Here is a 23523-nt window from a genome sequence, read left to right as displayed (position 1 = left end):
TTTGCATCTCTTGGGTATAATCAGCGCGTTTTTATTCTGTAGAGATCCTGCCAATGGCAATGCTTGAGTACAATCCACCAACCGACCCTTGGATTGATGTCGTTTTTGAAGATGAGCAAATTTTGGCGGTAAACAAGCCATCGGGTTTGCTCTCTGTGCCGGGGCGTCTCGCTGAGCACTATGACAGTATGTGGAGTCGACTCACTGAGCAGTATCCAGATATTCAAGTCGTGCATCGCTTAGATATGTGCACTTCCGGTTTGATGGTACTGGCGAAGAACAAACGTGCAGAAAGCGCGTTAAAGAAACAGTTTCAATACCGATTGACGCATAAGATTTACTACGCGCGCGTTTGGGGTCATATAGAGCAAGAAGAGGGTGAGATTGACCTGCCGCTGATTTGTGATTGGCCTAATCGTCCGTTGCAGAAAGTGTGTTTTGAAGATGGCAAACCTTCTAAAACGCTTTTCCAAGTAGCGAAGCGAGAAGAACATCCTGATGGCTCCAAGACGACAATTGTGCGCTTACTGCCTATCACTGGTCGCTCACACCAATTGCGTGTCCACATGCAAGCATTAGGTCACCCGATTGTGGGCGATGAGTTTTACGCAACTGAAGAAGCGAAAGCCTTCTCTGAGCGCCTAGAACTGCACGCCGCTGAGTTGAGCTTTTACCATCCGAAATGCCATTGGCTGCGCAGCATTTTTGTCCCTTGTGATTTTTACCCGGAAGCGGAAGCGATGATCTTTGACTATTTCGACCCAGAGCGTAAATTACCAGATTACAAAACACTGCCACGTCCATAAATTCATCTTTAGGCAGTGAACAAGGAGTTGTTATGTCACTGCCTAAAGTGGTCTTCCTCGACCGCGCGACCATCCCCGTTCAAATTCAGGTGCCCCGCCCGAGCTTTGCCCATGATTGGGTGGAATACGATCTGACTTCTCCAGAGCAAGTGATTGAGCGTCTCACTGATGCGGATATCGTGATCAGCAACAAAGTGGTGCTCGACCAAGCTGTTCTATCTCAGCTTCCTAATCTCAAGATGATTGCCGTGGCGGCCACGGGGTTCAACAACGTCGATATCAACTATTGCGCTGAGCACAATGTTGCGGTCGCGAACGTGCGTGGCTATGCGACTCGCTCTGTGCCAGAACACGTTATCGCGATGCTGTTTGCTTTGCGTCGTAACTTGTTTGGTTATCACCAAGATATCGCAGCGGGCGAGTGGCAACGCAATAAACAGTTCTGTTTCTTTACGCATCCGATTGGCGATGTGGCAGGTAGCACTTTGGGTGTGGTTGGCAGCGGCGCATTAGGTCAAGCAACAGCAAAACTGGCACAAGCGTTAGGGATGAACGTGGTGTTTGCGGAGCGAAAAGGCGTAATGGAGTGCCGAGAAGGTTATGTTTCTTTTGCTGAGGTTCTTGAGCAAGCGGACGCCATCACACTGCATTGTCCACTGAATGATGAAACACGTAATTTGATTGGTGAGGCGGAACTCAAGTTGATGAAGCCTACATCGATTTTGATTAATACCGGACGTGGTGGCTTGGTGGATGAAAAAGCTTTAGTGGACGGCTTAAAGCAAGGTGCGATTGCTGGTGCCGGGGTTGATGTTTTTACACAGGAGCCCGCCAATGAGAGTAATCCGCTGATTGCCAATATGCACTTGCCGAATCTATTGCTGACGCCACACGTTGCCTGGGGCAGTGACTCATCGATTCAGCGTTTGGCTGAGATCTTGATTGAGAATATTAACGCCTTTGAGCGCGGTGAAAGTCTCAATCGCTTGGCGTAATAGCAGAAAATAGGCATGAAAAAAGCAGACACAAAGGTCTGCTTTTTACGTTCTTAAGCGTTGAATTACATTTCTTCTTCAAACGCTTTAAGAATTTGGAAGATTTCACGGTAAGATTTTGCTGGTTTACCGGCTTTCTTCTCTTTCGCTGCTTGGCGAGCAAGTTGACGTAAACGTTGACGATCCGCTTCTGGGTACAGTTCCATTACGTCATCAATCGCTTTATCGCCTTCTTCCACAACGCGATCACGCAGCGCTTCTAGCTTGTGCAGAGCAGCAGTCGCTTGTGAGTGCTTGTTGCGGATTTTATCCAGTGCCGCTTGGATTGGTTCTGGATCTTCGTAACGCATTAGCTTACCAATACGTTGTAGCTGACGACGACGCGCTTCGTTTTTAAAGCGTTGTGCATCAGCAACCGCTTCTCGTAGGTCTTCGCTCAATGGAAACTTATCTAGAACAGCTGGCTTTAGGCCTACAAGCTCTTCACCTAGCTTTTGCAGCTCTTCCATGTCTCGCTTCATCTCGGATTTACTTACCCAGATGATCTCTTCTTCTGGTTCCCATGGCGCTTTTTGATTCTTACGTGCCATTTCAGTTGCCTGTGTTTTGATTAATATTATGACTATTTTAACAAGAATCGTGGGGAGAAAGCGAAATTCTTGTTATTCTATTGTGCATCGAATACATGATGTGAAAGACAATGGATATTAAACAGCAGGTTGCTGAGCAACGTACCGAGCTAGAACAAGCCGTTTCACGTGCACTAGAAATCGCTGCGGCGAAGTCTGATGCCGCTGAAGTCGCAATCACCAAGAGCACAGGTTTGAGTGTTTCCACTCGCATGGGTGACGTGGAAAACGTTGAATTCAATAGCGATGGCGCACTGGGTATCACCGTCTACCGTGGTCAACGCAAAGGCAGTGCTTCCACATCTGACTTGAGTGAAGCTGCTATCGAGCAAACGGTCTTAGCAGCACTAGACATTGCTCAATACACATCAGAAGACCCATTCGCAGGTCCTGCTCCAAAAGAATACATGGTGAAAGAGGTACCAGACTTAGACCTTTTCCACCCAGATGCGCCTGATCCAGACTACGCAGCGCAAGTCGCGATTGCTGCTGAAAAAGAAGCGTTGAACTACAGCGATGCGATTAAGCAAAGCGATGGTGCAAGCTACGATAGCCACTACGGCGTAAAAGTGTATGGTAATAGTCATGGCTTGTTAGCCAGCTACGCATCCAGCCGCCATAGCACCAGCTGTTGTGTGATTGGTGTGGGTCAAAACGGTGAGATGGAACGCGATTACAGCTACACCGTTGCGCGTCATCGTGATGATCTTTGGACACCAGAAACTGTTGGTCGCAACGCTGCAGAGAAAACCATCAGCCGCCTTGATGCGCAAAAGCTTAAGACAGGCAAATACCCGGTAATGTTTGCTGCGGATGTAGCAACAGGCTTGATTGGTCACCTAGTGATGGCAATCAGCGGTGGCAACCTATACCGTAAGTCTTCTTTCCTATTGGATCATCTTGGTAAGCAAGTATTGCCGGAGTGGTTCAACATTTCTGAGCGTCCACACGTATTACGTGGTTTGGCTTCAAGCCCATTTGATAGCGAAGGCGTTTACACGCAAGATCGTGAAATCATCACCGATGGTGTTTTAGCTACTTACTTGCTAACCAGCTATGCCGCTCGCAAGATGAAGATGGACCCAACGGGTCACGCTGGTGGAATCCACAACTGGTACGTGAAGTCGACAGGTCAAAACTTCGAGCAAATGCTGAAAGAGCTGGGCACCGGTCTACTGGTAACAGAAACCATGGGTCAAGGCGTAAACGTTGTCACGGGCGATTACTCTCGCGGTGCAGCAGGTTTCTGGGTAGAAAACGGTGAAATCCAATACCCAGTATCTGAAATTACTATCGCGGGTAACTTGAAAGATATGTTCAATCAGATTGTGGCTGTGGGTAGCGACGTAGAAACACGCTCACAAATCCAAACGGGTTCTATCTTGTTGGATACCATGAAGGTTGCTGGTGAGTAAACTCACTAACCGCTAGATACGAAAAAGCCTGATGTGTTCATCAGGCTTTTTTATTATTCGTTACCTACTGGTCATTACTGAGGCTAAATCATCAAGGTCGCGAGACCAAGGAAGACAGATAGACCAATCACATCAGTCACCGTCGTCAACGCCATGCCGCCAGCGAGTGCTGGGTCGATGTTCATTTTCTTCAGTAGGATTGGGATGGTAACACCGGCAACACCTGCAACCAGTAGGTTGGTCAGCATGGCTGCGGAGATAATCCCGCCAAGCATCCAGTTACCTTTCCAAGCTACTACGATACCACCGATGATCAGCGCCCACATGATGCCGTTTAGCAAGCCGATAGCCGCTTCTTTCATCAACAGCTCGCGTTTGTTCGAATCACCGATATGACCGAGCGCTAAGCCACGGATTACAAGTGCAACGGTTTGGTTACCTGCTACACCACCCATTGAAGGCACAATCGTCATTAGGACAGCAATCGCAGCCATTTGGTCTAGAGTCGCTTCAAACATGTTGGAGACAGAAGCAGCGGCCAGTGCAGCAAGTACGTTGGCACCAAGCCAAATACTACGTTTACGAGCAGACTTTACCACAGGCGCGAAGGTATCTTCGTCGTCATCCATACCCGCCATACTCATCATTGAGTGTTCGGCATCTTCACGGATAACGTCGACCACGTCATCGATGGTGATACGACCAACGAGGTGCTGATTTTCATCCACAACCGGAGCAGATACCCAGTTACGACGTTCAAACAGGCTTGCTACGTCAGAGTCGCTAGTATCAACAGTAATCGCATCATCCGCATCTTCCATCACCTCACTGACTTTGACATCAGGTTGCGTGGTGATCAGCGTCGTGATCGGTAGTTCACCAATCAGTTTGCTCTCATCATCAATCACGTATAGTGCGTCAGTTGCTTCAGGCAGTTCGCCTTTCATACGCAAATAACGCAGGACTACATCCACATCAACGTCACCACGAATGGTGATTACGTCGGTGTTCATCAGTCCACCAGCGGTATCCTCAGGGTAGGATAGGGCGGTTTCCACGCGCAGACGATCGGCAGAGTCCATCTGGGAAAGAACTTCGCGTGAGACGTCGTCAGGCAAGCTACGCAGTACGTAAGCCACGTCATCGGTGTCCATGCCTTCCGTCGCTTCTGCAAGCGCTTCAGGAGCCATTTTGGACACAAGACTGTCTTTGACGTCTTCGTTTAGCTCGTCAAGAATCTCACCGTAATCTTCTGGGTCGGTAAGTTGCCAAAGAACCTCACGACTTTTACGCGGGGAGGCTTCTAAAAGGTGGGCAATATCCTCAGGCTCCATGTCCTGAAGTTGGCGACGAACATGGACGAAGCGGCCGTTTTCCAGCGCTTCAGTGACTTCTTGGAGGGCTTGGTGAGCTTGATCGAATTCTATTTGCTCTGCCATTCATTCCTCCCAATTCCTGATATTTACAATGCTTTGAATAATAACTTAATTCTAGGCACCTTTTAATAACAACTTATGAAAGTCGACAAAATTATTTATCGGAATTTAAGCAGGAGGTGAAAGTTATGTGGGATATCTGGCTAGAGATAATAAAAAAGCGAGTGAATCACTCGCCTTCATCAAACTTATCTTCAATCAAATGACAAACCGCATCAAGGGCTTGCTCAGATTGATCGCCAGTAGCGTGGATAGTCACGTATTGTCCTTGGGCGGATTCCAGCATCAACAACCCCATGACGCTGTCTGCGGTCGCGGTTTTGTCTTCTTCGTTGTCAATGGTGATTACTGCATCGAAGCTTTGCGCCAGTTCTACCAGTTTAACCGCAGCACGGGCGTGCAAGCCTAAGCGGTTTTGGATCAATACTTTACGACTTATTTCCACCATTATTCCTTAACGTTCTTTTCCAATGAAGTGTGGCGAATTTGTACTTGGTGTCCTTTGTCCGCAAAGAACTCACCAATTTTTTGAGTTAAGTACACTGAGCGATGTTTACCACCAGTACAGCCAATCGCAACTGTTAGGTAGCTGCGGTTGTTTTTCTCTAGCAGTGGTAACCAAGTCTCAATGAAACTCTCAATTTGGTATTTAAGATCAAGTACAGACTGGTGTTGTTCTAAGAAGGCGCCGATCGGGCCATCTAAACCAGTGAGAGGGCGCAGTGCTGGCTCCCAGTGTGGGTTTGGCAAGAAACGCACATCAAACACGTAATCGGCATCAGATGGTAATCCATATTTGAAACCAAACGACTCAAACACCATGACTAAGTCTTTGCGTTCTCGGCCTTCCACACGCATACGTACTGTTTCACTGAGATCATGCAGAGATTGACCGCTACTGTTCAGAACTAAGTCTGCGTGTGCTTTCAGAGGCATTAAGATCTCTTGTTCAAGCTCAATCGCCTGATCAAGTGATAATGACTGACTGCCAAGTGATAGCGGATGAATCCGACGTGTTTCGCTGTAGCGGGTGAGAAGCGTTTCTTTATTCGCGTCTAAGAACAGTACTGTCACATCCAGTTCAGCCTTTAGCTTCTCTAGCGTGGTATTCAGTTCTTTGAGCTTCTTAGGGATATTTCGAATATCGATGCTTACTGCGACGTTTTGTTTGCTCTCAGAGACTGACTGAACAAACGCGTCAAGTAAGTTTACCGGTAGGTTGTCTACGCAGTAGTAACCTAAGTCCTCAAGTACGCGCAGGGCAACACTTTTCCCGGCACCAGAGTGCCCGCTAACAACGATTAATCGCATGGTGATCGTCCTGATTACTTATGAATCATAATGTCGTAGAGCTCTTCATCGCTCTGAGCGTTACGTAAGCTTTTAAGCACTTGCTTGTCGCTTAGACGCTCTGCCATAGAGGATAGTGTTTTGAGGTGCTCTTTGCACTGTTCTTCAGGTACAAGGAGAGCAAAAAGAAGGTCGACAGGTCTGTTGTCGATGGCGTCAAATTCAATCGCTTCGTCACACTGAAGTAACACCGCGATGGCTTTGTCGCTTGATTGCATTCTTGCGTGAGGGATAGCAATACCGTTGCCGATACCAGTACTACCCATTTTTTCTCTGCTGAGCATACACTCAAACAGTTCTGTAGAATCTTGGCCCGTGTTTTCAGCGACAATTTGGCTGATCATTTCTAGGGCACGTTTCTTACTTGTACAATGGACTGCACTTTTGGTGCAGTCCAGTGACAGTATTTCGCTCAGTTGCATGATTAATGACTGTTTAGTTTTTCTTTGTGCTTATTAAGTTGACGAACTAATTTATCCACCAGCGAATCAATTGCTGCATACATACTTTCGTCGTTCGATGACGCGTGGATTTCGCCTTGATTGATGTGGAGCGTAGCTTCCGCTATTTGGTTGAGTTTTTCAACTTTTAGTACGACTTGGACTTGGTTAATGTGGTCGAAGAACCTTTCGAGCTTCTGAAACTTAGATTGAACATAGTCTTGCATTGAATCGGTAAGATCAACGTGATGGCCTTGAATATTGATTTGCATAGACTTTCCTTTTCAGTTGGTGCCTAAAGTAGGCGTTTGCGCTGACTCGAAGGGGCGATACCCAAGGATTCACGATATTTCGCTATCGTACGTCTCGCGACTTGAATCCCCTGGTCAGCCAGAAGAGCAGCAATTTTGCTATCACTCAGTGGCTTAGCGGTATTCTCCGCTGCGACCAACTTTTTGATGAGTGCGCGAATTGCTGTGGACGAACACTCTCCACCATTGTCTGTACTAACATGGCTAGAGAAGAAGTACTTCAATTCAAAAATGCCACGTGGGGTATGCATAAACTTCTGTGTTGTTACACGAGAAATTGTCGATTCATGCATGTCCACATCCAATGCTACGTCGTTTAGCACCATTGGTTTCATGGCTTCTTCACCATACTCGAAGAAATCTTGTTGATGTTCAACAATACATCTTGCAACTTTGAGAAGCGTCTCGTTTCTGCTTTCTAGGCTCTTAATCAGCCATTTTGCCTCTTGCAAATTGCTGCGAATGTACTGGCTATCCGCACTGTTGCCTTTGCCTAGTTGCGCATATTGTTGATTTACTTTTAGTTTCGGAATGCTGTCAGGGTTTATGGAGACGGTCCACTTACCATGATCTTTAAATACGGACACATCCGGAATGACGTATTCAGTGTCATCGGGTGTGATACGACTACCTGGACGTGGGTCAAGTTGTTGAATCAACTTCAATACTTCACGCAAGTCCGCTTCTTTAAGCTTAGTCTCTTTGATGACCAGCTTGTAGTCACGATTGCCAAGGTGGTCGATGTGATCGCTCAACACCATTTTCGCCTCAGCAAGCCACGGCGTGTCTTCAGGGAAAGTTGCTAGTTGCAGCAGTAGGCACTCTTGTAGGTTGCGAGAGGCTACACCAAGCGGGTCAAATTGCTGAATACGTTTACGTACCGCTTCTACTTCATCCAATTCCACTTCTTCGTTGTCGAAGCTCTCGTGAATTTCTTCAGGAGAAAGGGTTAGGTAGCCGTAGTCGTCGATCGCATCAATGATCGCGAGGGCAATAGTGCGGTCGGTTTCACTGAAAGGCGTTAAATCTAACTGCCACATGAGGTAATCGTGCAGTGATTCAGTGGTCTCACCTTGGTAGACGGGCATGTCATCATCCAGCGCTAGGCCTGTGCTGCCCGTGTTTGCGCTGTATACGTCATCCCAAGTGGTATCGATTTCTAGCTCAGAGCTGATTTCAGATTTTTCAATCACGTCTGAGCTGTCTGGAAGGTCGGGTTCTGAGGCATCGTTAGCTTCGTTCGCACTGTTATCAGCAGATTCAGACGCTGATTTGTCTTCACCGTTTGCTTGAGGCTCATCGTGGCCTTCTTCAACTTCCAGTAGCGGGTTGGAGTCCAACGCTTCTTGGATTTCTTGTTGAAGATCGAGCGTCGACAATTGCAACAAACGAATCGCTTGCTGCAGCTGTGGCGTCATGGCTAACTGTTGACCTAGCTTGAGTTGTAATGAAGGTTTCATTCAGTGTTACTTACCTTGTAATGCTCAGAATCTTACCGTTCCTAATGTAATCATAGACGGAATTGTTCGCCGAGATAAACTTGTTTCACTTGCTCGTTATTGAGAACTTCATCCGGAGTTCCCGATGCGATGAGGTGTCCTTGACTTACGATATAGGCTTTTTCACAAACGTCCAAGGTTTCGCGTACGTTATGGTCTGTGATTAACACGCCAAGGCCGCGATCGCGCAAGTGTTCAATGATTTTTTTGATGTCGTTAACCGAAATTGGGTCAACACCCGCGAACGGTTCATCCAACAAAATGAACTGAGGGTTTGCTGCCAATGCACGAGCAATTTCTACACGGCGGCGTTCACCACCTGATAGTGCCATACCCGCACTGGTGCGTATGTGCTGTATGTGGAATTCTTCCAACAAATCTTCCAGTTTGTCTTGGCGTTCTTCGCGAGTCAGTTCTTGGCGAGTCTCGAGAACCGCCATGATGTTGTCTTCAACAGATAGCTTACGGAAGATCGACGCTTCTTGCGGCAGGTAGCCGATACCCAAGCGAGAGCGACTGTGCATCGGTAAAATACTGATGTCTTGGTTGTCGATGGTGATGGTACCTTCATCACGCGGAACCAAACCTACGATCATGTAAAACGAAGTGGTTTTACCCGCACCATTTGGACCCAATAGACCAACGATTTGGCCAGATTCTACTTCGAGACTTACATCGGTAACTACCTTGCGCTTTTTGTAGCTTTTCGCAAGGTTCTTTGCACTCAGTACTGCCATATTAGTTCTCGATTTGATTCGGTTGCAGGATGGTGGTTACGCGCTCATCCTTCGAGCTGTCGGCGACTAGCTTCTGTTGACCAATTTGGTAACGAATCGACGAACCTTTGATGGTATTGCCGTCTTGTGCCAGTTGCGCTTGACCTTTCATGGTCAATTCATCAGTAGAGATGCGGTAGTCTAACTCAGTTGCTTGGCCGCTTAGCGTTTTGCCATCGTCCATCAACTGAGAAAACGTAGCAGGCTTACCAAATGCTTGGATCTGCTTGATAGACTCGGTCTTAGGATCGCGAGTCACAACGATTCTATCAGCATCGATATTGATGCTACCTTGCTTAAGCGATACATCACCTTTAAAGATGACCTGGTTACTCTTCATGTCCACCTGTTGGGTGTCTGAATTGATGTAAACCGGTTGTTGAGTATCCGACTTAAGTGCTAACGCTTGCGGCGCTGCTAAAACCAATGCCAATAGGCTAAGGTGTAACGGTTTCATATCGACCTTGAACTTCATCTGTCAGAGTCGCAGTGTGAGCTTTCAAGTTGCCCTGCATTGCGCCTCCGGTAGTTTCAAATTGCGGTCCAACCAACATTACTTGTTGATCGGCTTTAAAATCACGATTGGTGAGATTGATGACCAATTTATCTGTCGCCATGGTATCGAAACTCGCGCCAGGCAATAGATTCTGCATCAGTACTTTGTCGTACAAGGTCAGAATCTGGTCTTCATCAAGTACTGCTCTTGTCGCAGTGACTTTCCACTCAACGACGCTACCTTCACGGTAAACCATCAGTGTTGGGCTCTTAAAAATCGTGTCTCCACTCTTGGCATAGTGATCCAAGTTAGTGGAACGGATGATGTAACTGCGGACACCATCTTCACCATAAGTGATGTTTTCTAGTCCAGTACCACTGAACATAGGCAGTTCTAAATTTGGTGCTACTTGAATATCTTCATTGCCTTTTGGTGTCATGAGGTAATAACCGCACCACGCGACAACAAAGATCAAGAGCAAATAAATAAGGCGAGTAAAACTCATAAAATAAAGGCCTTTATCTTAGCTCAGTACTTCCCTGACCATTGCCTTAATCTGTTAAATCAATCGTTAAGTCTTTTGGGTGATGCAATACTACATCACGCCAGCTTTCAATAAATCATGCATATTCAGTGCGCCAACAATCTTATTGTTATCGCACAAGATCAGAGCATTGATGTTCTTGTCTTGCATTAGATTCAAACCTTCTACCGCTAACATCTCCGGATGTGCTGTAGTTGGGTTTTGCGTCATCACTTCACCAATTGCTGTGGTGTGGATATCAATGCGCTTATCCAAAGTACGACGTAAATCGCCATCGGTGAATATACCAAGCATAGCATCGTGCTCATCGACGATGGCTGTCATGCCCAAGCCTTTTTCAGAAATCTCGAGCAAGGCGTCACGAATAAGCGCATCAGGTGATACTTTTGGTAGTGCATTACCGAAGTGCATTATATCAGACAGCTTAAGCAGCAATTTTCTTCCCAGCGCACCACCAGGGTGTGATAACGCAAAGTCTTCCGCTGAGAAGCCACGAGCTTGCAATAGCGCAACTGCAAGGGCATCGCCCATTACTAATGTCGCCGTTGTGCTGCTTGTTGGAGCAAGGCCCAGCGGACAAGCTTCTTTAGGGACTGTAATTTGCAAATGCAGATCGGACAGCTTTGCCATATTTGATTCTGGCTTGCCTGTCATACTGATGATTTTGATGTTCAGGCGTTTCAAAACTGGGAATAGAGACAAAATCTCATGAGACTCTCCCGAGTTTGAAATCGCAATAACAATATCACCCGCGCTGATCATGCCTAGGTCACCATGTGCAGCTTCGCCAGGGTGAACGAAAAATGCTGAAGTACCAGTGCTCGCAAGGGTCGCAGCAATTTTGTTGCCGATATGACCTGATTTGCCCATGCCCATTACGACAACTTTGCCGTTATTGGAAAGAATCAATTCGCAAGCTTGTTCAAACTGCGCGTCAAAGTATTGGTCTAGCTGTTGTAAAGCTGAGACCTCAATATCAAGAACTTGTTTAGCTGCAGCGCGAAAATCAAATTGAGTGGACATATCAGTGCTCCAATTTGTCTTTACTTATTATGTTATTAAGCGGCCATGTTTGCGAATAGGTACACTTGGTAACCTAAGAAACACACAAACAGGATACCACCTTCAAGGCGGTTGATACTGCGTGACTTACCAAGACACATTGCCACAAGAAGGAGAGAAACCCCTAGCATCACCCAGAAATCACGACCCATAGCGTATTCGCTCAGCATCGATGGATTGATGATGCCAGGTAGACCCATAACCGCAAGAATGTTGAATACGTTTGAGCCGATGATGTTACCTACGGCCATGTCGTCTTCGCCTTTTAGAACGCCAGCAAGAGATGCAGCGAGTTCTGGAAGGCTAGTGCCGATAGCAATAATAGTAAGGCCAATCACTAGGTCACTCATGCCAAAGTGTTTCGCAATAATGACGGCATTATCTACCAGCATGCTTGCTGCCAAAGGAAGCAGTATCAAGCCAATCACAACCCACATGATTGCTTTCGGGTTAGTTACGCCTTCTGGGACTTCAGATTCTTGCTCATCCACAAACGCATCACCAGCTTTCTGCTCTTTACGGCTAATTTGCAGCATGGCAAATAGGAATCCACCGAACAAAATAAACAGCAAGATACCTTCATAGAAGCCTAAGTGGCTATCCCACAGTAAAATACCAGCAAGTACAGTAACTGCTATCATCAAAGGCAGTTCGCGGCGAATCACGGCAGAGCTGATAGAAAGTGGTTTGATGATCGCAGTAATACCTAGGATCAAAGCAATATTAGCAATGTTGGAACCGAGCACGTTGCCAACCGCGGTATCGGTTTTGCCATCCCATGCAGCGGTTGCCGAAACCATCATCTCTGGTGCAGATGAGCCCATTGCAAGAATGGTCATACCGATCACTAGAGGTGAAATACCGACGTTGCGGGCCAGAGCAGCAGAGCCAAAAACAAGTTTATCTGCACTCCAAACAAGTAAGACAAGACCGACGATAAGCAATGCTACGGCTTCGAGCATGATGATTCCTAAGTAATAAAATAAGTGAAATGAGTAACCGCTAATTTTGACCTTTTGCGGCCAAAAATGGAAGATAAACAACAAATAAATTAAAGGTTAGTAACGAAATTGTGTTTAATTGTTGCTCATTCAATCGTCGTTCTTAATGCGGTTAATCTGGAGTGAGATGTAAACACCTTCCTTTCATTTCGTCATATTTTATGAAGATTTGCTTGAATTTCGTCGGCTCTATTTAATTGAACAGTGCTTTTAATTAACGTTCAATGTGCTTATGATTGCAGCCTAATAAGTGTACCGAAGTCACTTTAGGATATTCTCGACGTAATATCTTGAAAACAATCGGGGTTGAGTTGGATTACAACTCTGTGAGAACCGCTCACAAATAGTAGAAGAGATAGTATGTCGAACAACGATTTAGTTACCGTTAACAATCTCACCTTTTCACGCGGCGAGCGCAAGATCTTTGATGGTATTGACTTGCACGTACCAAAAGGGAAGGTGACGGCCATTATGGGACCGTCGGGTATCGGTAAAACGACACTGCTGCGCCTGATTGGCGGTCAGATATACCCTGAACAGGGTGAGATTTGGTTTGATGGTGACAACATTCCTGCGTTGTCACGCAAAAAACTGTATCACGCACGTAAAAAAATGAGCATGTTGTTCCAGTCAGGGGCGCTATTTACCGACCTGAATGTGTTCGATAATGTGGCGTTTCCTTTACGTGAACACACCGAGCTTTCCGAAGAACTCATCCGCACCATGGTGCTGCTAAAGCTTGAAGCGGTAGGCCTTCGTGGTGCGGCAGAGCTTATGCCAAGTGAACTGTCAGGTGGTATGGCTCGTCGTGCTGCACTGGCTCGAGCGATTGCGCTTGATCCAGACCTCATCATGTACGACGAGCCGTTTGTGGGGCAGGACCCAATTACCATGGGTGTGTTGGTTGAGTTGATCAGTAACCTTAACCGAGCATTAGGCGTGACTTCTATCGTCGTTTCTCATGATGTGCCAGAAGTGATGAGTATTGCGGATTGGGTTTACTTGATGGCTGATGGCAAAGTGATTGCCTTTGGTACCCCTCAAGAACTGAGAGACAATCAAGACCCTCGCGTTCAGCAATTCTTACAAGGAGAAGCGGATGGACCAGTACCGTTCCGTTTCCCAGCTCAAAGTATCGAAAAGGATTTATTTGATGGTCGATAGCTTTATTCAATTTGTCGCTTCACTAGGCAGACGCACATTGGCTATTTGTGAGGCGTTTGGTCGCGCAACATTGATGCTCGTTGGTGCGTTAGTGACTCGACCACAGCCAATCAAAAACCTTCCTTTACTGATTAAGCAGCTGTATTCCGTAGGCGTTCAATCGCTAGCGATCATTGTCGTTTCTGGTTTGTTCATCGGTATGGTGCTTAGCTTGCAAGGTTATGTCGTGCTGGTGGATTACGGGGCAGAAGGCAGCCTTGGTCAAATGGTCGCTCTTTCGCTACTACGTGAGTTGGGACCAGTAGTAACTGCGTTATTGTTTGCTGGTCGTGCTGGTTCTGCGCTGACAGCAGAAATCGGATTGATGAAAGCCACAGAGCAGCTTTCAAGCTTAGAAATGATGGCTGTGGATCCGCTAAAACGTGTTATTGCACCACGTTTTTGGGCGGGTGCTATTTCAATGCCGCTACTCGCGATGATCTTCATGGCTGTGGGTATTTGGGGCGCACAGCTTGTTGGCGTGGATTGGAAAGGCGTAGACCACGGCAGCTTCTGGGCTGCAATGCAATCTTCGGTTGAATTAGGCCAAGACATCGGTAACAGCATGATCAAATGTATCGTGTTTGCGATTACCGTTACTTGGATCGCTCTATTTAATGGCTATGACGCTATTCCTACTTCGGAAGGGATCAGCCGAGCAACGACGCGCACTGTTGTGCATTCTTCTTTAGCAGTACTGGGACTAGACTTTGTACTGACCGCATTGATGTTTGGGAATTAATCATGCAACAAACACGTAAAACAGAATTATGGGTTGGCAGCTTTGTATTAGCAGGAATTTGCGCGATTCTTGTGATGATTTTTCAGGTTGCTGACGTAAAAAGCATTGGCTCTGGCAATACTTACACCTTGAAAGCCGAGTTCGACAATATTGGTAGTTTGAAAGTTCGCTCTCCAGTGAAAGTTGGCGGCGTTGTTATCGGTCGTGTAAGTAGCATTACACTTAACCCTGATAGCCTATTACCAGTAGTTAGCTTGTCGATTAACAGCCAATACAACCAGTTCCCAGAAACCTCTAGTGTGCAAATTTTGACATCGGGATTGATTGGTGAACAGTACATTGGCTTGGTACCGGGCTTTGTTTTTGACGATGAAGAAATGCTTGTTGATGGTGACACCATCGAAGACACCAAATCTGCATTAGTACTGGAAGACCTTATCGGTCAAGTACTATACAGCATTGGTGGTTCAGGCGATTCTGGTGATACAAGTAAGGAATAACCCATGCTTTCGAGACTATTACTTTCATTCGTAGCAGTGTTTACTGCTTTTGGTGCAGTGGCTGCAGAAGTGGATAAAACTCAGCCTTATCAAATGATGAGACAAGTTGCGGAAGTGACATTTGATCGTTTGAAAGCTGAACAGCCACAAATTAAGCAAGATCCAAATTTGCTTAAGACCATCGTTGAAGAAGAGCTGATGCCTTACGTTAACGATCGCTATGCGGCATTGAAACTGCTTGGTCCAAACTTAAAAGGTGCGAAGCGTGAAGATGTGGGTGAGTTCATCACAGCATTCCGTGCTTATTTGGTGACCTCATATGCGCAAGTGTTAACGCAATACTCGGATCAACAAATTGAATTTGGCCCTGAGCCAAAGCTGGATCCTTCTAAACGCATTACGAGCATCAAAGTTGATATCATCGACGCACCGCGTCCAAACATCAAACTTGAGTTTAAGCTGCGTAAAGATAAGAAAACAGGTGAATGGTTAGCATTCGACATGGTTGCAGAAGGCATCAGCCTACTATCAAGCAAGCAATCAGAGTGGAATACTCAGATTCGCCAAGAAGGCATTCTAGCGGTCGCGAAAGATTTAGAGAAACTGGCAGCACAGCCAATTCGTTTCGAGGCGGCAAAGTAATGGCGCAGTCTCATTCTCAGTGGCAATTACAAGCAGACATTCTTAAGCTTACAGGGGCGCTGGATCGTGATTCAGTGCCAGCATTGTGGGCGGTGGCACAGAAATGGCAACCTTCTCAAACCGAGCTAGAATGCTCGTTAGAAGAGATTGAACGCATTGACTCTGCGGGAATGGTGATGTTAATCCACTTATTAGAGCATGCAAAAAAACAAAACTGTCATATAATGCTCAGTTTCGTGCCAGCGCAATTGCGCACTTTGTTTCAATTGAGCAATGTTGAATCTTTAGTGGCCAAACATATACAGAATTATCAGGGGTAAATTGTGGATAGCGCAAAAGTACAACAGTTACTAGAAGAAGCACTAAACCTTCAAGAAGTGCATGTAAAAGGTGAAGGTAGCCACTATGAGGTGGTTGCTGTTGATGCTTGTTTCGATGGAATGAGCCGCGTTAAGAAGCAGCAGTTAATTTACGGTCCTCTGATGGATTACATCCAGCGTAACGACATTCACGCGTTATCGATCAAAGCGTTCACTCCAGAAGAGTGGGCTCGTGATAAGAAGCTAATGTCGCTTTAAGGTTTATTGATGGAAAAGTTTCGAGTTATTGGGTCAGATAAACCACTGGTTGGTGAAGTGACCATTTCAGGTGCAAAAAACGCAGCACTACCGATTTTATTTGCGTCTATCTTGGCGGAAGAGCCTGTAGAAGTGGCGAATGTGCCACACCTTCGTGATATCGACACCACCATGGAACTGCTTAAGCGTCTTGGCGCAAAGGTAAGCCGTAATGGTTCCGTTCATGTCGATCCAAGCAGTATCAACGAATACTGTGCTCCTTACGATTTAGTAAAAACCATGCGTGCATCTATTTGGGCGCTTGGTCCTCTTGTTGCGCGTTTTGGCCAAGGTCAGGTTTCTCTACCTGGCGGCTGTGCTATCGGTGCTCGCCCTGTTGATTTACACATTACTGGTCTAGAACAGCTTGGCGCAACCATCACACTAGAAGATGGTTACGTGAAAGCAGAAGTTGATGGCCGCCTAAAAGGCGCGCACATTGTGATGGACAAAGTGAGTGTTGGTGCAACGATCACTATCATGTGTGCAGCAGCGCTTGCTGAAGGCGCGACAACACTAGACAACGCAGCGCGCGAGCCTGAAATCGTTGATACGGCGGACTTCCTAAACACACTTGGCGCGAAAATCTCTGGTGCAGGTACTGATACTATCACTATCGAGGGTGTTGAGCGTTTAGGTGGCGGTAAGCACAACGTTGTGGCTGACCGTATTGAGACAGGTACCTTCCTAGTTGCAGCAGCGGTTTCTGGCGGCAAAGTAGTATGTCGCAACACCAATGCACACCTTCTAGAAGCGGTATTGGCGAAGCTAGAAGAGGCGGGCGCATTAGTAGAAACTGGTGAAGACTGGATTTCTGTTGATATGACTGACCGTGAGCTGAAAGCGGTAAGCATCCGCACTGCTCCGCACCCAGGCTTTCCTACTGACATGCAGGCGCAATTCACGCTATTGAACATGATGGCGAAAGGCGGCGGCGTGATCACGGAAACGATCTTCGAAAACCGTTTCATGCACGTACCAGAATTGATGCGCATGGGCGCGAAAGCGGAAATCGAAGGTAACACGGTTATCTGTGGTGACGTAGATTCTCTAAGTGGCGCACAAGTGATGGCAACCGACCTACGAGCTTCGGCAAGTTTGGTGATTGCAGGTTGTATCGCAAAAGGCGAAACCATCGTTGACCGTATCTACCATATCGACCGCGGTTACGACAAAATCGAAAATAAACTGTCTGCACTTGGCGCAAATATTGAGCGCGTGAGTGAGGCAGGTTAAACTGCACCGCAGTTGACCTAGATATGAAGAGAGCCGAAACTCAGGTTTCGGCTTTTTTATATCGCGCTTTCTGTCATAGTCCATGACTATGTTCAAAGAGACAATAATAGCTGTAGCTGGCGCAAAGCCGGTTCCTGGAGAACAACAATGATTGCACTGTTACGTGTATTTGCTGTCGCAATTTTCGCAATTGTGATGTTTATTGGTGGTTGCGGTTACTGCCTACTAAGCCCTCGAAACCCTAAGCACGTTTTCACCTTCGGTCGTCTATTCGGCAAAATGTCGCGTGTGTTTGGTATCAAGCTAGAGCTGCGTATTCCGGAAGATGCGTACTCTCGTGGTCAGCATGTTTACATTGCTAACCACCAGAACAACTGGGACCTTTTCACTGTCTCTTCAGCGGTTACACCCAAGGTCGTAACAGTAGGTAAGAAGAGTCTAGCGTGGATGCCGTTGTTTGGTCAGCTTTACTGGCTAACAGGTAACATTTTGATTGACCGTGCAAACCGCTCTAAAGCAAAAGGCACTATCGACCAAGTCGTAGACAGCATTAAAAATAGTGATGTTTCAGTGTGGATGTTCCCTGAAGGTACACGTTCACGTGGCCGTGGTTTACTGCCATTTAAAACGGGCGCTTTCCATGCCGCTATCGGTGCAGAAGTGCCAATCATTCCAATCGTGTGTAGCTCTACTGACCACATCAAACTGAACCGCTGGAACAATGGTCACGTGATCATTGAGATGCTGCCTCCTGTGAGCACAGAAGGTTACGGCAAAGAAGGCGTACGTGAGCTAGCGAATGTTTGTCGTGAAGAGATGAAAGCAAAACTAGAAGCCTTAGATGAAGAAGTAAAACAGCGCAACGCAGCTTAAGTTTTACTGCGACATCATCGCCAAAAGACAATAAAAAAACGGGTAGCCTGAGCTACCCGTTTTTTTATGTTTGTCAGCCTGCGCAATTATTTGCGAACTGCGATTGCTTCAATCTCGATGCCAACATCTTTAGGCAGACGAGCGACTTCTACACAAGAACGTGCAGGGTAGTTTGCTACTTCGTGCTCATCGAAGAACTTACCGTAAACTTCGTTTACTGTACCGAAGTCGTTTAGGTCTTTCACGAATACTGTCATTTTAACGATGTCAGTCACTTTAAGGCCTGATGCTTCAACAACAGCTTTTACGTTCTCTAGAGATTGACGAGCTTGCTCTGCGATGTCTGCAGACACTTCACCTGTCGCTGGATTTACTGGGATTTGGCCAGAAGTTAGAACCATGTTGCCTAGATCTACGCCTTGAACGTAAGGACCGATTGCTGCTGGTGCAGACTCAGTGTGAAGTACTTTCGTCATTTGAATTGTTCCATCTGTTTAGGGGAATAAAGAGTTTACTCAAGCATCTTGAGCGTTCTTAAGAAGAATCAGTTTGCCTTTAAACATGAAGCACGTAAAGAGCAAAATACCCCGCATTAGCGGGGTATCAGTTAATTTATCGTTAGCAAGATTCGAAGCGGGAAATTAACGCTCAGTCACGATCTCACGCGCGAAGACTTTCTCACAGTATTTACACTTCAGACGGATTTCTTCCTTCTTCTCGAACACTTGGAAGCTGCTCGCAACCGGCTCGTTGTGTGTAATACAGTTGCTGTTCGGACATTCAAACACGTTGTTAACTTTCTCTGGTAACTCCAGCGCCAACTTCTTCACTACTTCGTAGTTTTCGATTTGGTTTACGGTCGCATGTGGTGCGTAAAGCGCGAGCTTGCTTGCCTGCTCTTCGTTGATGAACACGTTCTCAATCTTCAGCAAGTCTTTATGACCGAGTGCAGACGAAGGCAGGTTCAGACCGATGGTTACGCGTTGAGAAGAGTTGTGCATATCGAACAGCTTCAGCACCTTAATACCAATTTGTGCTGGAATGTGGTCGATTACGGTGCCGTTTTTGATTGCTTCTACCTGCAATTGAGTTTCTTTAGCCATGTGATTTTCTCCCTCGATTACAGTGTTTCGTTAAGAACCAGTGCCAACAATGCTTGGCGCGCGTAAACGCCGTTTTCTGCTTGTTGGAAGTAGTAAGCGTGCGGTGTGACGTCGACGTCTGTGGTGATTTCATCCACACGAGGCAGTGGGTGCAGTACTTTCAAGTTCTCACGCGCGCCTTCTAGTAGTGCCGCTGTTAGGATGTAAGCTGACTTGATGTGTGCGTATTCAGATTCATCAAAGCGCTCTTTCTGTACGCGAGTCATGTACAGAATGTCTAGCTCAGGAATCACGCTTTCCATGTCTGTGTGTAGGCTGTATTGAATGCCAGCTTCATCGAGCTCTTCGCATAGGTAGTCTGGCATCGCAAGGGCTTCTGGTGCAACGAAGAAGAAGCGGATGTTATTGAACTTCGCCAATGCTTGCGTCAATGAGTGTACAGTGCGGCCGTATTTTAGGTCACCAACGAATGCAACGTTCAGGTTGTCTAGACGACCTTGTGTTTCCGCGATGGTGTACAGGTCGAGTAGCGTTTGCGTTGGGTGTTGGTTTGCGCCATCACCTGCGTTGATAACGGGTACGCCGTTAGAAAACTCAGAGGCTAAGCGCGCTGCGCCTTCTTGAGGGTGGCGCATTACGAATGCATCGACGTAAGAAGAGATAACTTGAACTGAGTCAGACAGCGTCTCGCCTTTTTTCGCCAGAGAGGTGTTACCACCGTTATCAAAGCCAATAACATCACCACCGATACGTTGAATTGCTGTCTCGAACGACAGACGAGTACGCGTGGATGGCTCAAAGAAACAGCTCGCTACAACCTTGTTTTTAATCAGTTCTGGACGAGGTTCTTTTTTTAGCTGACCTGCAGTTTCTACAATCAGTTCCAGTTCTTCACGTGAAAGCTCTGGAATAGAGATGATGTGCTTCTGGTAAAGCGAGTTCGCCATGATCTTCTTCCCTATAACAGTGGTGACTATCCCCAAAATTACCCTGATGGAATTTCGGACATAAAAAAACCTCCCCAATTGGGGAGGTTTTAAAATTCAATAGAATTAACGAAAATAACAGCACGTAAGCGTAGTCGCTTAGCTAGAGCAAATCGCGTTTTTACGTCAGCAATCGGCGTGGTCATTTCGTAATCCTCAGACAAATTGCCGAGCATTATACGCTTAACTTTCGTGAGCGCAAGCGATTACATCATGGTTTTTGTTACCATTTTTAATGCTTTGGTTTAGCTGCCTAAGGTTGCCACCATCACCGCTTTAATCGTGTGCATGCGGTTCTCGGCTTCGTCGAATACGATAGAGTATTCAGATTCAAACACCTCTTCGGTGACTTCAAGCCCTTTCATACCGTATTTCTCCGCGACCTCTTTACCCACGGTTGTTTCATCGTTGTGGAAGGCTGGCAGGCAGTGCATGAACTTCACATGAGGGTTACCCGTTTGCTTAATCACATCCATATTGATTTGGTAAGGTGTCATCAGCGCAACACGCTCATCCCAAGCCTCTGCAGACTCACCCATCGAGACCCAAACGTCGGTGTATAGGAAGTCACAGCCTTTAACGCCTTCTTCAACGTTTTCCGTTAGCGTGATTTTCGCGCCGGTTTGTTGGGCAATTTCTTGGCAAGTTGCCACTAATGCTTCTTCTGGCCAGAACGCTTCTGGCGCTACAAGGCGGATGTCCATGCCCATTTTTGCTGCGCCAACCATGAGTGAATTACCCATGTTATTGCGAGCATCACCAAGGTAAGCAAACGTCATTTCATGCAGTTGTTTCCCACGTCCGTGCTCTTGCATGGTCAGGAAGTCTGCAAGGATTTGGGTCGGGTGGAACTCATCCGTTAAACCGTTCCAGACAGGTACACCAGCATAAGTACCAAGCTCTTCAACGATCGATTGACCAAAGCCACGGTATTCGATGCCATCGTACATACGACCAAGAACGCGAGCGGTGTCTTTCATTGACTCCTTATGACCGATCTGCGAGCCAGAAGGACCGATGTAAGAGACTTGAGCGCCTTGGTCAAAGGCCGCGACTTCAAACGCACATCGGGTACGAGTAGAAGATTTCTCAAAGATTAGTGCGATATTTTTACCTTGAAGTTTCTTCTGCTCTGTTCCTGCATATTTAGCTTTTTTTAGCTCTGCAGACAGTTCGAGCAAAAACTGGATTTCTTTGGTTGAGAAGTCCAATAGCTTCAAAAAGTTGCGATTACGTAGATTGAAAGCCATAGCTCGTCCCTTAGGTCGTTTGGTTGATAAAGAATAAAAGCATTAAAACATATAAATGCTTTTATTGTGAATAATTATTTTAATTAAAAACAAAAAAAGGTTGATGCATTCACATCAACCTTAGTCTCAATTGGTTTTATTTGGTGGGAGAGGTTTCTCAAATATCGTCACGTTCGATTGGGCAGCTCATACAGCGTGCACCACCACGACCGCGACCAAGCTCGTTACCCGGAATAGTCAGGACTTCAATGCCAGCTTTGTCGTACTTCTCGTTAGTGTAGACGTTACGCTCGTAGCCAATCACAACACCGGGTTTCACTGTCAGTACGTTGTTGGCATCGTTCCATTGCTCTCGCTCAGCTTCGTAGCTGTCACCACCCGTTGTGATGATCTTCAACTGGTCTAAGCCAAGTGCCGATTCAATGGCGTGCAGATAGTTGTGTGACGCTTCGACATGCATTTCACCGTTGCCTTTAGGTGTTAGGCGCCATGTGTCTAGGTCTTTACGCATGATCTCTGGGTATACCGAGAAAGTGTCTACATCCATGTGCGTCATGACCGTATCAAGGTGCATGCACGAGCGGTGTTTTGGTAGGTCGATAGCAATCACTTCTTTCGCCTGACCAGATTTAAACAGGCTTGCTGCTAAGTTTTCTACACCTTGTGGTGTTGTACGCTCAGACATACCAATCAGAACGGCACCTTTACCGATAACCAGTACATCACCGCCTTCTACGTTGGCATTGTCGTAGTGTTGGTCTTCATCACCAAAGTAGTTAATGAAGTCTTGACCCGCAAAGGTTGGGTGCCAGCGGTAAATCGCGCGCAGATGGTTGGTTTCGCGTTGACGTGCAGGCATCATCATTGGGTTAAGAGAAACGCCGCCGTATACCCAGCATGATGTATCACGGGTAAAGAGGTGATTAGGCAGAGGCTCGATCACAAAATCCAGTGGTCGTTTCATCTTCGGCAACATTGATGAAGATTTGATTGGCAGTTCCGAGTAAGCCAAGCCGCCAAGGAGAATGCTTGCTAAGTGCTCATCGTCCATCTCCGCGAAGTACTGACGTAAATCACGAGCGAAAGTCGGACCGTAACGGAAGTCAGAGATCTGAGTGTTCAACAACCATTGTTTTGCTTCTGGAACCGCAAGGGTTTCAACCAGTAGATCATGAAGCAGTAGCACTTCGACATCTTGTTCACGCAGTGTGCGCGCAAATGCGTCGTGTTCTTCACCTGCTGCTTCTACCGCCAATACGTCATCAAACAGTAGCTCATGGCAGTTCGATGGCGTTAGGTGGGTGAGGGCGCGCTCTGGGCGGTTTAATAGAACTCGTCTTAGTTGACCAACTTCTGATCCAACGTACAGCTTACTCATTTTGCATCCTTACAAATATTCCAGCCGTTAGTTATGACAAGCTTGGTGCAAAGATGCAAGTCCTAGAACTTTGCTTATATATTGCAAAAATATCATTTTTTGGCGTTATATTTTGTAAATGGTTCCTTGGTGTATTTTAATTCTATATTTTGTTGTTTGTTCATGAGTTTTAAAAAGTGCGTTTTTATTCTTTTTCGTTTGAGAAAGAAGTCATACATCAATAGTGCATAAAA

General features: G+C 46.5%; 29 protein-coding genes. 11 read left to right on the top strand and 18 right to left on the bottom strand.

The window, feature by feature from the left end; genetic code table 11:
• Positions 1-53 precede the first annotated feature (53 nt).
• On the top strand, positions 54-806 hold the full coding sequence (gene rluA / locus GXP65_RS15370; protein WP_045403521.1) for a bifunctional tRNA pseudouridine(32) synthase/23S rRNA pseudouridine(746) synthase RluA: 753 nt from the start codon (positions 54-56) through the stop codon (positions 804-806).
• Positions 807-838: 32 nt separating this feature from the next.
• Positions 839-1801 carry a D-2-hydroxyacid dehydrogenase gene (locus GXP65_RS15365; protein WP_162093172.1) on the top strand — a complete coding sequence of 321 codons (963 nt, stop codon included), beginning with the start codon at positions 839-841 and terminating at the stop codon, positions 1799-1801.
• Between the two features lie 65 nt (positions 1802-1866).
• On the opposite strand, the gene yjgA is transcribed toward GXP65_RS15365, so the two are convergent.
• Positions 1867-2391 (bottom strand): ribosome biogenesis factor YjgA, encoded by a 525-nt coding sequence (yjgA, locus tag GXP65_RS15360; protein ID WP_010450448.1) that lies wholly within the window; start codon positions 2389-2391, stop codon positions 1867-1869.
• A gap of 110 nt (positions 2392-2501) precedes the next feature.
• On the opposite strand from yjgA, the gene pmbA reads away from it, so the two are divergent.
• Positions 2502-3845 (top strand): metalloprotease PmbA, encoded by a 1344-nt coding sequence (gene pmbA / locus GXP65_RS15355; protein WP_010450446.1) that lies wholly within the window; start codon positions 2502-2504, stop codon positions 3843-3845.
• Between the two features lie 83 nt (positions 3846-3928).
• On the opposite strand, the gene mgtE is transcribed toward pmbA, so the two are convergent.
• From mgtE to GXP65_RS15300, 11 genes are all read right to left on the bottom strand, one after another.
• A complete protein-coding gene (mgtE, locus tag GXP65_RS15350; protein WP_010450444.1) occupies positions 3929-5284 on the bottom strand; it encodes a magnesium transporter in 1356 nt (451 codons plus the stop codon).
• A gap of 166 nt (positions 5285-5450) precedes the next feature.
• Positions 5451-5726 (bottom strand): HPr family phosphocarrier protein, encoded by a 276-nt coding sequence (locus GXP65_RS15345; protein ID WP_005442213.1) that lies wholly within the window; start codon positions 5724-5726, stop codon positions 5451-5453.
• 2 nt (positions 5727-5728) lie between these two features.
• Entirely contained in the window at positions 5729-6592 is an 864-nt protein-coding gene (gene rapZ, locus GXP65_RS15340; protein ID WP_045403515.1) for an RNase adapter RapZ, read from the bottom strand.
• 14 nt (positions 6593-6606) lie between these two features.
• The gene (gene ptsN, locus GXP65_RS15335) at positions 6607-7053 is read right to left on the bottom strand and encodes a PTS IIA-like nitrogen regulatory protein PtsN (RefSeq protein ID WP_005432846.1); all 447 of its coding nucleotides are present in this window, start codon (positions 7051-7053) and stop codon (positions 6607-6609) included.
• A 2-nt stretch (positions 7054-7055) separates the two neighbouring features.
• Positions 7056-7343 (bottom strand): ribosome hibernation promoting factor, encoded by a 288-nt coding sequence (gene hpf / locus GXP65_RS15330; RefSeq protein ID WP_005432838.1) that lies wholly within the window; start codon positions 7341-7343, stop codon positions 7056-7058.
• Between the two features lie 23 nt (positions 7344-7366).
• A complete protein-coding gene (locus GXP65_RS15325; protein ID WP_005432834.1) occupies positions 7367-8842 on the bottom strand; it encodes an RNA polymerase factor sigma-54 in 1476 nt (491 codons plus the stop codon).
• Positions 8843-8892: 50 nt separating this feature from the next.
• Positions 8893-9618, bottom strand: coding sequence for an LPS export ABC transporter ATP-binding protein (lptB, locus tag GXP65_RS15320; RefSeq protein ID WP_005432855.1), 726 nt, complete (start codon positions 9616-9618; stop codon positions 8893-8895).
• A gap of 1 nt (position 9619) precedes the next feature.
• On the bottom strand, positions 9620-10114 hold the full coding sequence (gene lptA, locus GXP65_RS15315; RefSeq protein ID WP_005432860.1) for a lipopolysaccharide transport periplasmic protein LptA: 495 nt from the start codon (positions 10112-10114) through the stop codon (positions 9620-9622).
• Positions 10095-10658 carry an LPS export ABC transporter periplasmic protein LptC gene (gene lptC / locus GXP65_RS15310; RefSeq protein WP_005432835.1) on the bottom strand — a complete coding sequence of 188 codons (564 nt, stop codon included), beginning with the start codon at positions 10656-10658 and terminating at the stop codon, positions 10095-10097. The genes lptA and lptC overlap by 20 nt, the downstream gene beginning before the upstream one ends.
• A 90-nt stretch (positions 10659-10748) precedes the next feature.
• Positions 10749-11720 carry an arabinose-5-phosphate isomerase KdsD gene (gene kdsD, locus GXP65_RS15305; protein WP_045367607.1) on the bottom strand — a complete coding sequence of 324 codons (972 nt, stop codon included), beginning with the start codon at positions 11718-11720 and terminating at the stop codon, positions 10749-10751.
• Positions 11721-11755: 35 nt separating this feature from the next.
• Positions 11756-12721 carry a calcium/sodium antiporter gene (locus GXP65_RS15300; RefSeq protein ID WP_038891160.1) on the bottom strand — a complete coding sequence of 322 codons (966 nt, stop codon included), beginning with the start codon at positions 12719-12721 and terminating at the stop codon, positions 11756-11758.
• Between the two features lie 399 nt (positions 12722-13120).
• Between GXP65_RS15300 and mlaF the strand changes: the two genes are divergently transcribed.
• From mlaF to GXP65_RS15260, 8 genes are all read left to right on the top strand, one after another.
• Positions 13121-13924 (top strand): phospholipid ABC transporter ATP-binding protein MlaF, encoded by an 804-nt coding sequence (gene mlaF, locus GXP65_RS15295; protein ID WP_005535411.1) that lies wholly within the window; start codon positions 13121-13123, stop codon positions 13922-13924.
• On the top strand, positions 13914-14705 hold the full coding sequence (mlaE, locus tag GXP65_RS15290; protein ID WP_005535409.1) for a lipid asymmetry maintenance ABC transporter permease subunit MlaE: 792 nt from the start codon (positions 13914-13916) through the stop codon (positions 14703-14705). The genes mlaF and mlaE overlap by 11 nt, the downstream gene beginning before the upstream one ends.
• Before the next feature lie 2 nt (positions 14706-14707).
• Positions 14708-15205, top strand: a complete 498-nt coding sequence (gene mlaD / locus GXP65_RS15285) for an outer membrane lipid asymmetry maintenance protein MlaD (RefSeq protein WP_005432853.1) — start codon at positions 14708-14710, stop codon at positions 15203-15205.
• Between the two features lie 3 nt (positions 15206-15208).
• Positions 15209-15847, top strand: a complete 639-nt coding sequence (mlaC, locus tag GXP65_RS15280) for a phospholipid-binding protein MlaC (RefSeq protein ID WP_038891161.1) — start codon at positions 15209-15211, stop codon at positions 15845-15847.
• The gene (locus GXP65_RS15275) at positions 15847-16167 is read left to right on the top strand and encodes a lipid asymmetry maintenance protein MlaB (protein WP_045420996.1); all 321 of its coding nucleotides are present in this window, start codon (positions 15847-15849) and stop codon (positions 16165-16167) included. The genes mlaC and GXP65_RS15275 overlap by 1 nt, the downstream gene beginning before the upstream one ends.
• Before the next feature lie 3 nt (positions 16168-16170).
• Complete coding sequence (gene ibaG / locus GXP65_RS15270) at positions 16171-16425, top strand: BolA family iron metabolism protein IbaG (protein ID WP_005432865.1); 255 nt, start codon at positions 16171-16173, stop codon at positions 16423-16425.
• 9 nt (positions 16426-16434) lie between these two features.
• On the top strand, positions 16435-17700 hold the full coding sequence (murA, locus tag GXP65_RS15265) for a UDP-N-acetylglucosamine 1-carboxyvinyltransferase (protein ID WP_162093171.1): 1266 nt from the start codon (positions 16435-16437) through the stop codon (positions 17698-17700).
• A 147-nt stretch (positions 17701-17847) separates the two neighbouring features.
• Positions 17848-18573 (top strand): 1-acylglycerol-3-phosphate O-acyltransferase, encoded by a 726-nt coding sequence (locus GXP65_RS15260; RefSeq protein WP_038891164.1) that lies wholly within the window; start codon positions 17848-17850, stop codon positions 18571-18573.
• Between the two features lie 86 nt (positions 18574-18659).
• Here the strand turns inward: GXP65_RS15260 and GXP65_RS15255 are convergent, their stop codons facing one another.
• From GXP65_RS15255 to arcA, 6 genes are all read right to left on the bottom strand, one after another.
• A complete protein-coding gene (locus GXP65_RS15255; RefSeq protein WP_005432832.1) occupies positions 18660-19049 on the bottom strand; it encodes a RidA family protein in 390 nt (129 codons plus the stop codon).
• Between the two features lie 165 nt (positions 19050-19214).
• Complete coding sequence (gene pyrI, locus GXP65_RS15250) at positions 19215-19676, bottom strand: aspartate carbamoyltransferase regulatory subunit (protein WP_005432849.1); 462 nt, start codon at positions 19674-19676, stop codon at positions 19215-19217.
• Positions 19677-19693: 17 nt separating this feature from the next.
• Positions 19694-20623, bottom strand: a complete 930-nt coding sequence (pyrB, locus tag GXP65_RS15245) for an aspartate carbamoyltransferase (protein ID WP_005441998.1) — start codon at positions 20621-20623, stop codon at positions 19694-19696.
• Positions 20624-20712: 89 nt separating this feature from the next.
• Positions 20713-20838: a hypothetical protein gene (locus GXP65_RS25485; RefSeq protein WP_005432831.1), complete on the bottom strand. Its 126-nt coding sequence runs from the start codon at positions 20836-20838 to the stop codon at positions 20713-20715.
• A 69-nt stretch (positions 20839-20907) separates the two neighbouring features.
• Positions 20908-21912: an ornithine carbamoyltransferase gene (locus GXP65_RS15235; protein WP_162093170.1), complete on the bottom strand. Its 1005-nt coding sequence runs from the start codon at positions 21910-21912 to the stop codon at positions 20908-20910.
• A 157-nt stretch (positions 21913-22069) separates the two neighbouring features.
• A complete protein-coding gene (arcA, locus tag GXP65_RS15230) occupies positions 22070-23290 on the bottom strand; it encodes an arginine deiminase (protein ID WP_005432859.1) in 1221 nt (406 codons plus the stop codon).
• Positions 23291-23523 lie beyond the last annotated feature (233 nt).

It is taken from the genome of Vibrio sp. LB10LO1 (assembly GCF_010092875.1).
In the GTDB taxonomy this organism is placed as follows: Bacteria; Pseudomonadota; Gammaproteobacteria; order Enterobacterales; family Vibrionaceae; genus Vibrio; species Vibrio campbellii.
The sequence above is the reverse complement of the archived record's forward strand: the minus strand, read 5'-3'. Positions and strand labels throughout refer to the sequence as shown.

Excerpts from the sequence above, each read along its gene's own strand:
- hpf (WP_005432838.1), bottom strand. The coding sequence starts at position 7,343 with ATGCAAATCAATATTCAAGGCCATCACGTTGATCTTACCGATTCAATG.
- mlaC (WP_038891161.1), top strand. The coding sequence starts at position 15,209 with ATGCTTTCGAGACTATTACTTTCATTCGTAGCAGTGTTTACTGCTTTT.
- mlaE (WP_005535409.1), top strand. The coding sequence starts at position 13,914 with ATGGTCGATAGCTTTATTCAATTTGTCGCTTCACTAGGCAGACGCACA.
- murA (WP_162093171.1), top strand. The coding sequence starts at position 16,435 with ATGGAAAAGTTTCGAGTTATTGGGTCAGATAAACCACTGGTTGGTGAA.
- mgtE (WP_010450444.1), bottom strand. The coding sequence starts at position 5,284 with ATGGCAGAGCAAATAGAATTCGATCAAGCTCACCAAGCCCTCCAAGAA.
- GXP65_RS15260 (WP_038891164.1), top strand. The coding sequence starts at position 17,848 with ATGATTGCACTGTTACGTGTATTTGCTGTCGCAATTTTCGCAATTGTG.
- arcA (WP_005432859.1), bottom strand. The coding sequence starts at position 23,290 with ATGAGTAAGCTGTACGTTGGATCAGAAGTTGGTCAACTAAGACGAGTT.
- GXP65_RS15365 (WP_162093172.1), top strand. The coding sequence starts at position 839 with ATGTCACTGCCTAAAGTGGTCTTCCTCGACCGCGCGACCATCCCCGTT.
- GXP65_RS15325 (WP_005432834.1), bottom strand. The coding sequence starts at position 8,842 with ATGAAACCTTCATTACAACTCAAGCTAGGTCAACAGTTAGCCATGACG.
- GXP65_RS15300 (WP_038891160.1), bottom strand. The coding sequence starts at position 12,721 with ATGCTCGAAGCCGTAGCATTGCTTATCGTCGGTCTTGTCTTACTTGTT.
- mlaF (WP_005535411.1), top strand. The coding sequence starts at position 13,121 with ATGTCGAACAACGATTTAGTTACCGTTAACAATCTCACCTTTTCACGC.
- GXP65_RS15275 (WP_045420996.1), top strand. The coding sequence starts at position 15,847 with ATGGCGCAGTCTCATTCTCAGTGGCAATTACAAGCAGACATTCTTAAG.
- rluA (WP_045403521.1), top strand. The coding sequence starts at position 54 with ATGGCAATGCTTGAGTACAATCCACCAACCGACCCTTGGATTGATGTC.
- lptC (WP_005432835.1), bottom strand. The coding sequence starts at position 10,658 with ATGAGTTTTACTCGCCTTATTTATTTGCTCTTGATCTTTGTTGTCGCG.
- pmbA (WP_010450446.1), top strand. The coding sequence starts at position 2,502 with ATGGATATTAAACAGCAGGTTGCTGAGCAACGTACCGAGCTAGAACAA.
- mlaD (WP_005432853.1), top strand. The coding sequence starts at position 14,708 with ATGCAACAAACACGTAAAACAGAATTATGGGTTGGCAGCTTTGTATTA.
- pyrI (WP_005432849.1), bottom strand. The coding sequence starts at position 19,676 with ATGGCTAAAGAAACTCAATTGCAGGTAGAAGCAATCAAAAACGGCACC.
- lptA (WP_005432860.1), bottom strand. The coding sequence starts at position 10,114 with ATGAAACCGTTACACCTTAGCCTATTGGCATTGGTTTTAGCAGCGCCG.
- ptsN (WP_005432846.1), bottom strand. The coding sequence starts at position 7,053 with ATGCAACTGAGCGAAATACTGTCACTGGACTGCACCAAAAGTGCAGTC.
- pyrB (WP_005441998.1), bottom strand. The coding sequence starts at position 20,623 with ATGGCGAACTCGCTTTACCAGAAGCACATCATCTCTATTCCAGAGCTT.
- GXP65_RS15255 (WP_005432832.1), bottom strand. The coding sequence starts at position 19,049 with ATGACGAAAGTACTTCACACTGAGTCTGCACCAGCAGCAATCGGTCCT.
- kdsD (WP_045367607.1), bottom strand. The coding sequence starts at position 11,720 with ATGTCCACTCAATTTGATTTTCGCGCTGCAGCTAAACAAGTTCTTGAT.
- GXP65_RS15235 (WP_162093170.1), bottom strand. The coding sequence starts at position 21,912 with ATGGCTTTCAATCTACGTAATCGCAACTTTTTGAAGCTATTGGACTTC.
- GXP65_RS25485 (WP_005432831.1), bottom strand. The coding sequence starts at position 20,838 with ATGCTCGGCAATTTGTCTGAGGATTACGAAATGACCACGCCGATTGCT.
- yjgA (WP_010450448.1), bottom strand. The coding sequence starts at position 2,391 with ATGGCACGTAAGAATCAAAAAGCGCCATGGGAACCAGAAGAAGAGATC.
- lptB (WP_005432855.1), bottom strand. The coding sequence starts at position 9,618 with ATGGCAGTACTGAGTGCAAAGAACCTTGCGAAAAGCTACAAAAAGCGC.
- rapZ (WP_045403515.1), bottom strand. The coding sequence starts at position 6,592 with ATGCGATTAATCGTTGTTAGCGGGCACTCTGGTGCCGGGAAAAGTGTT.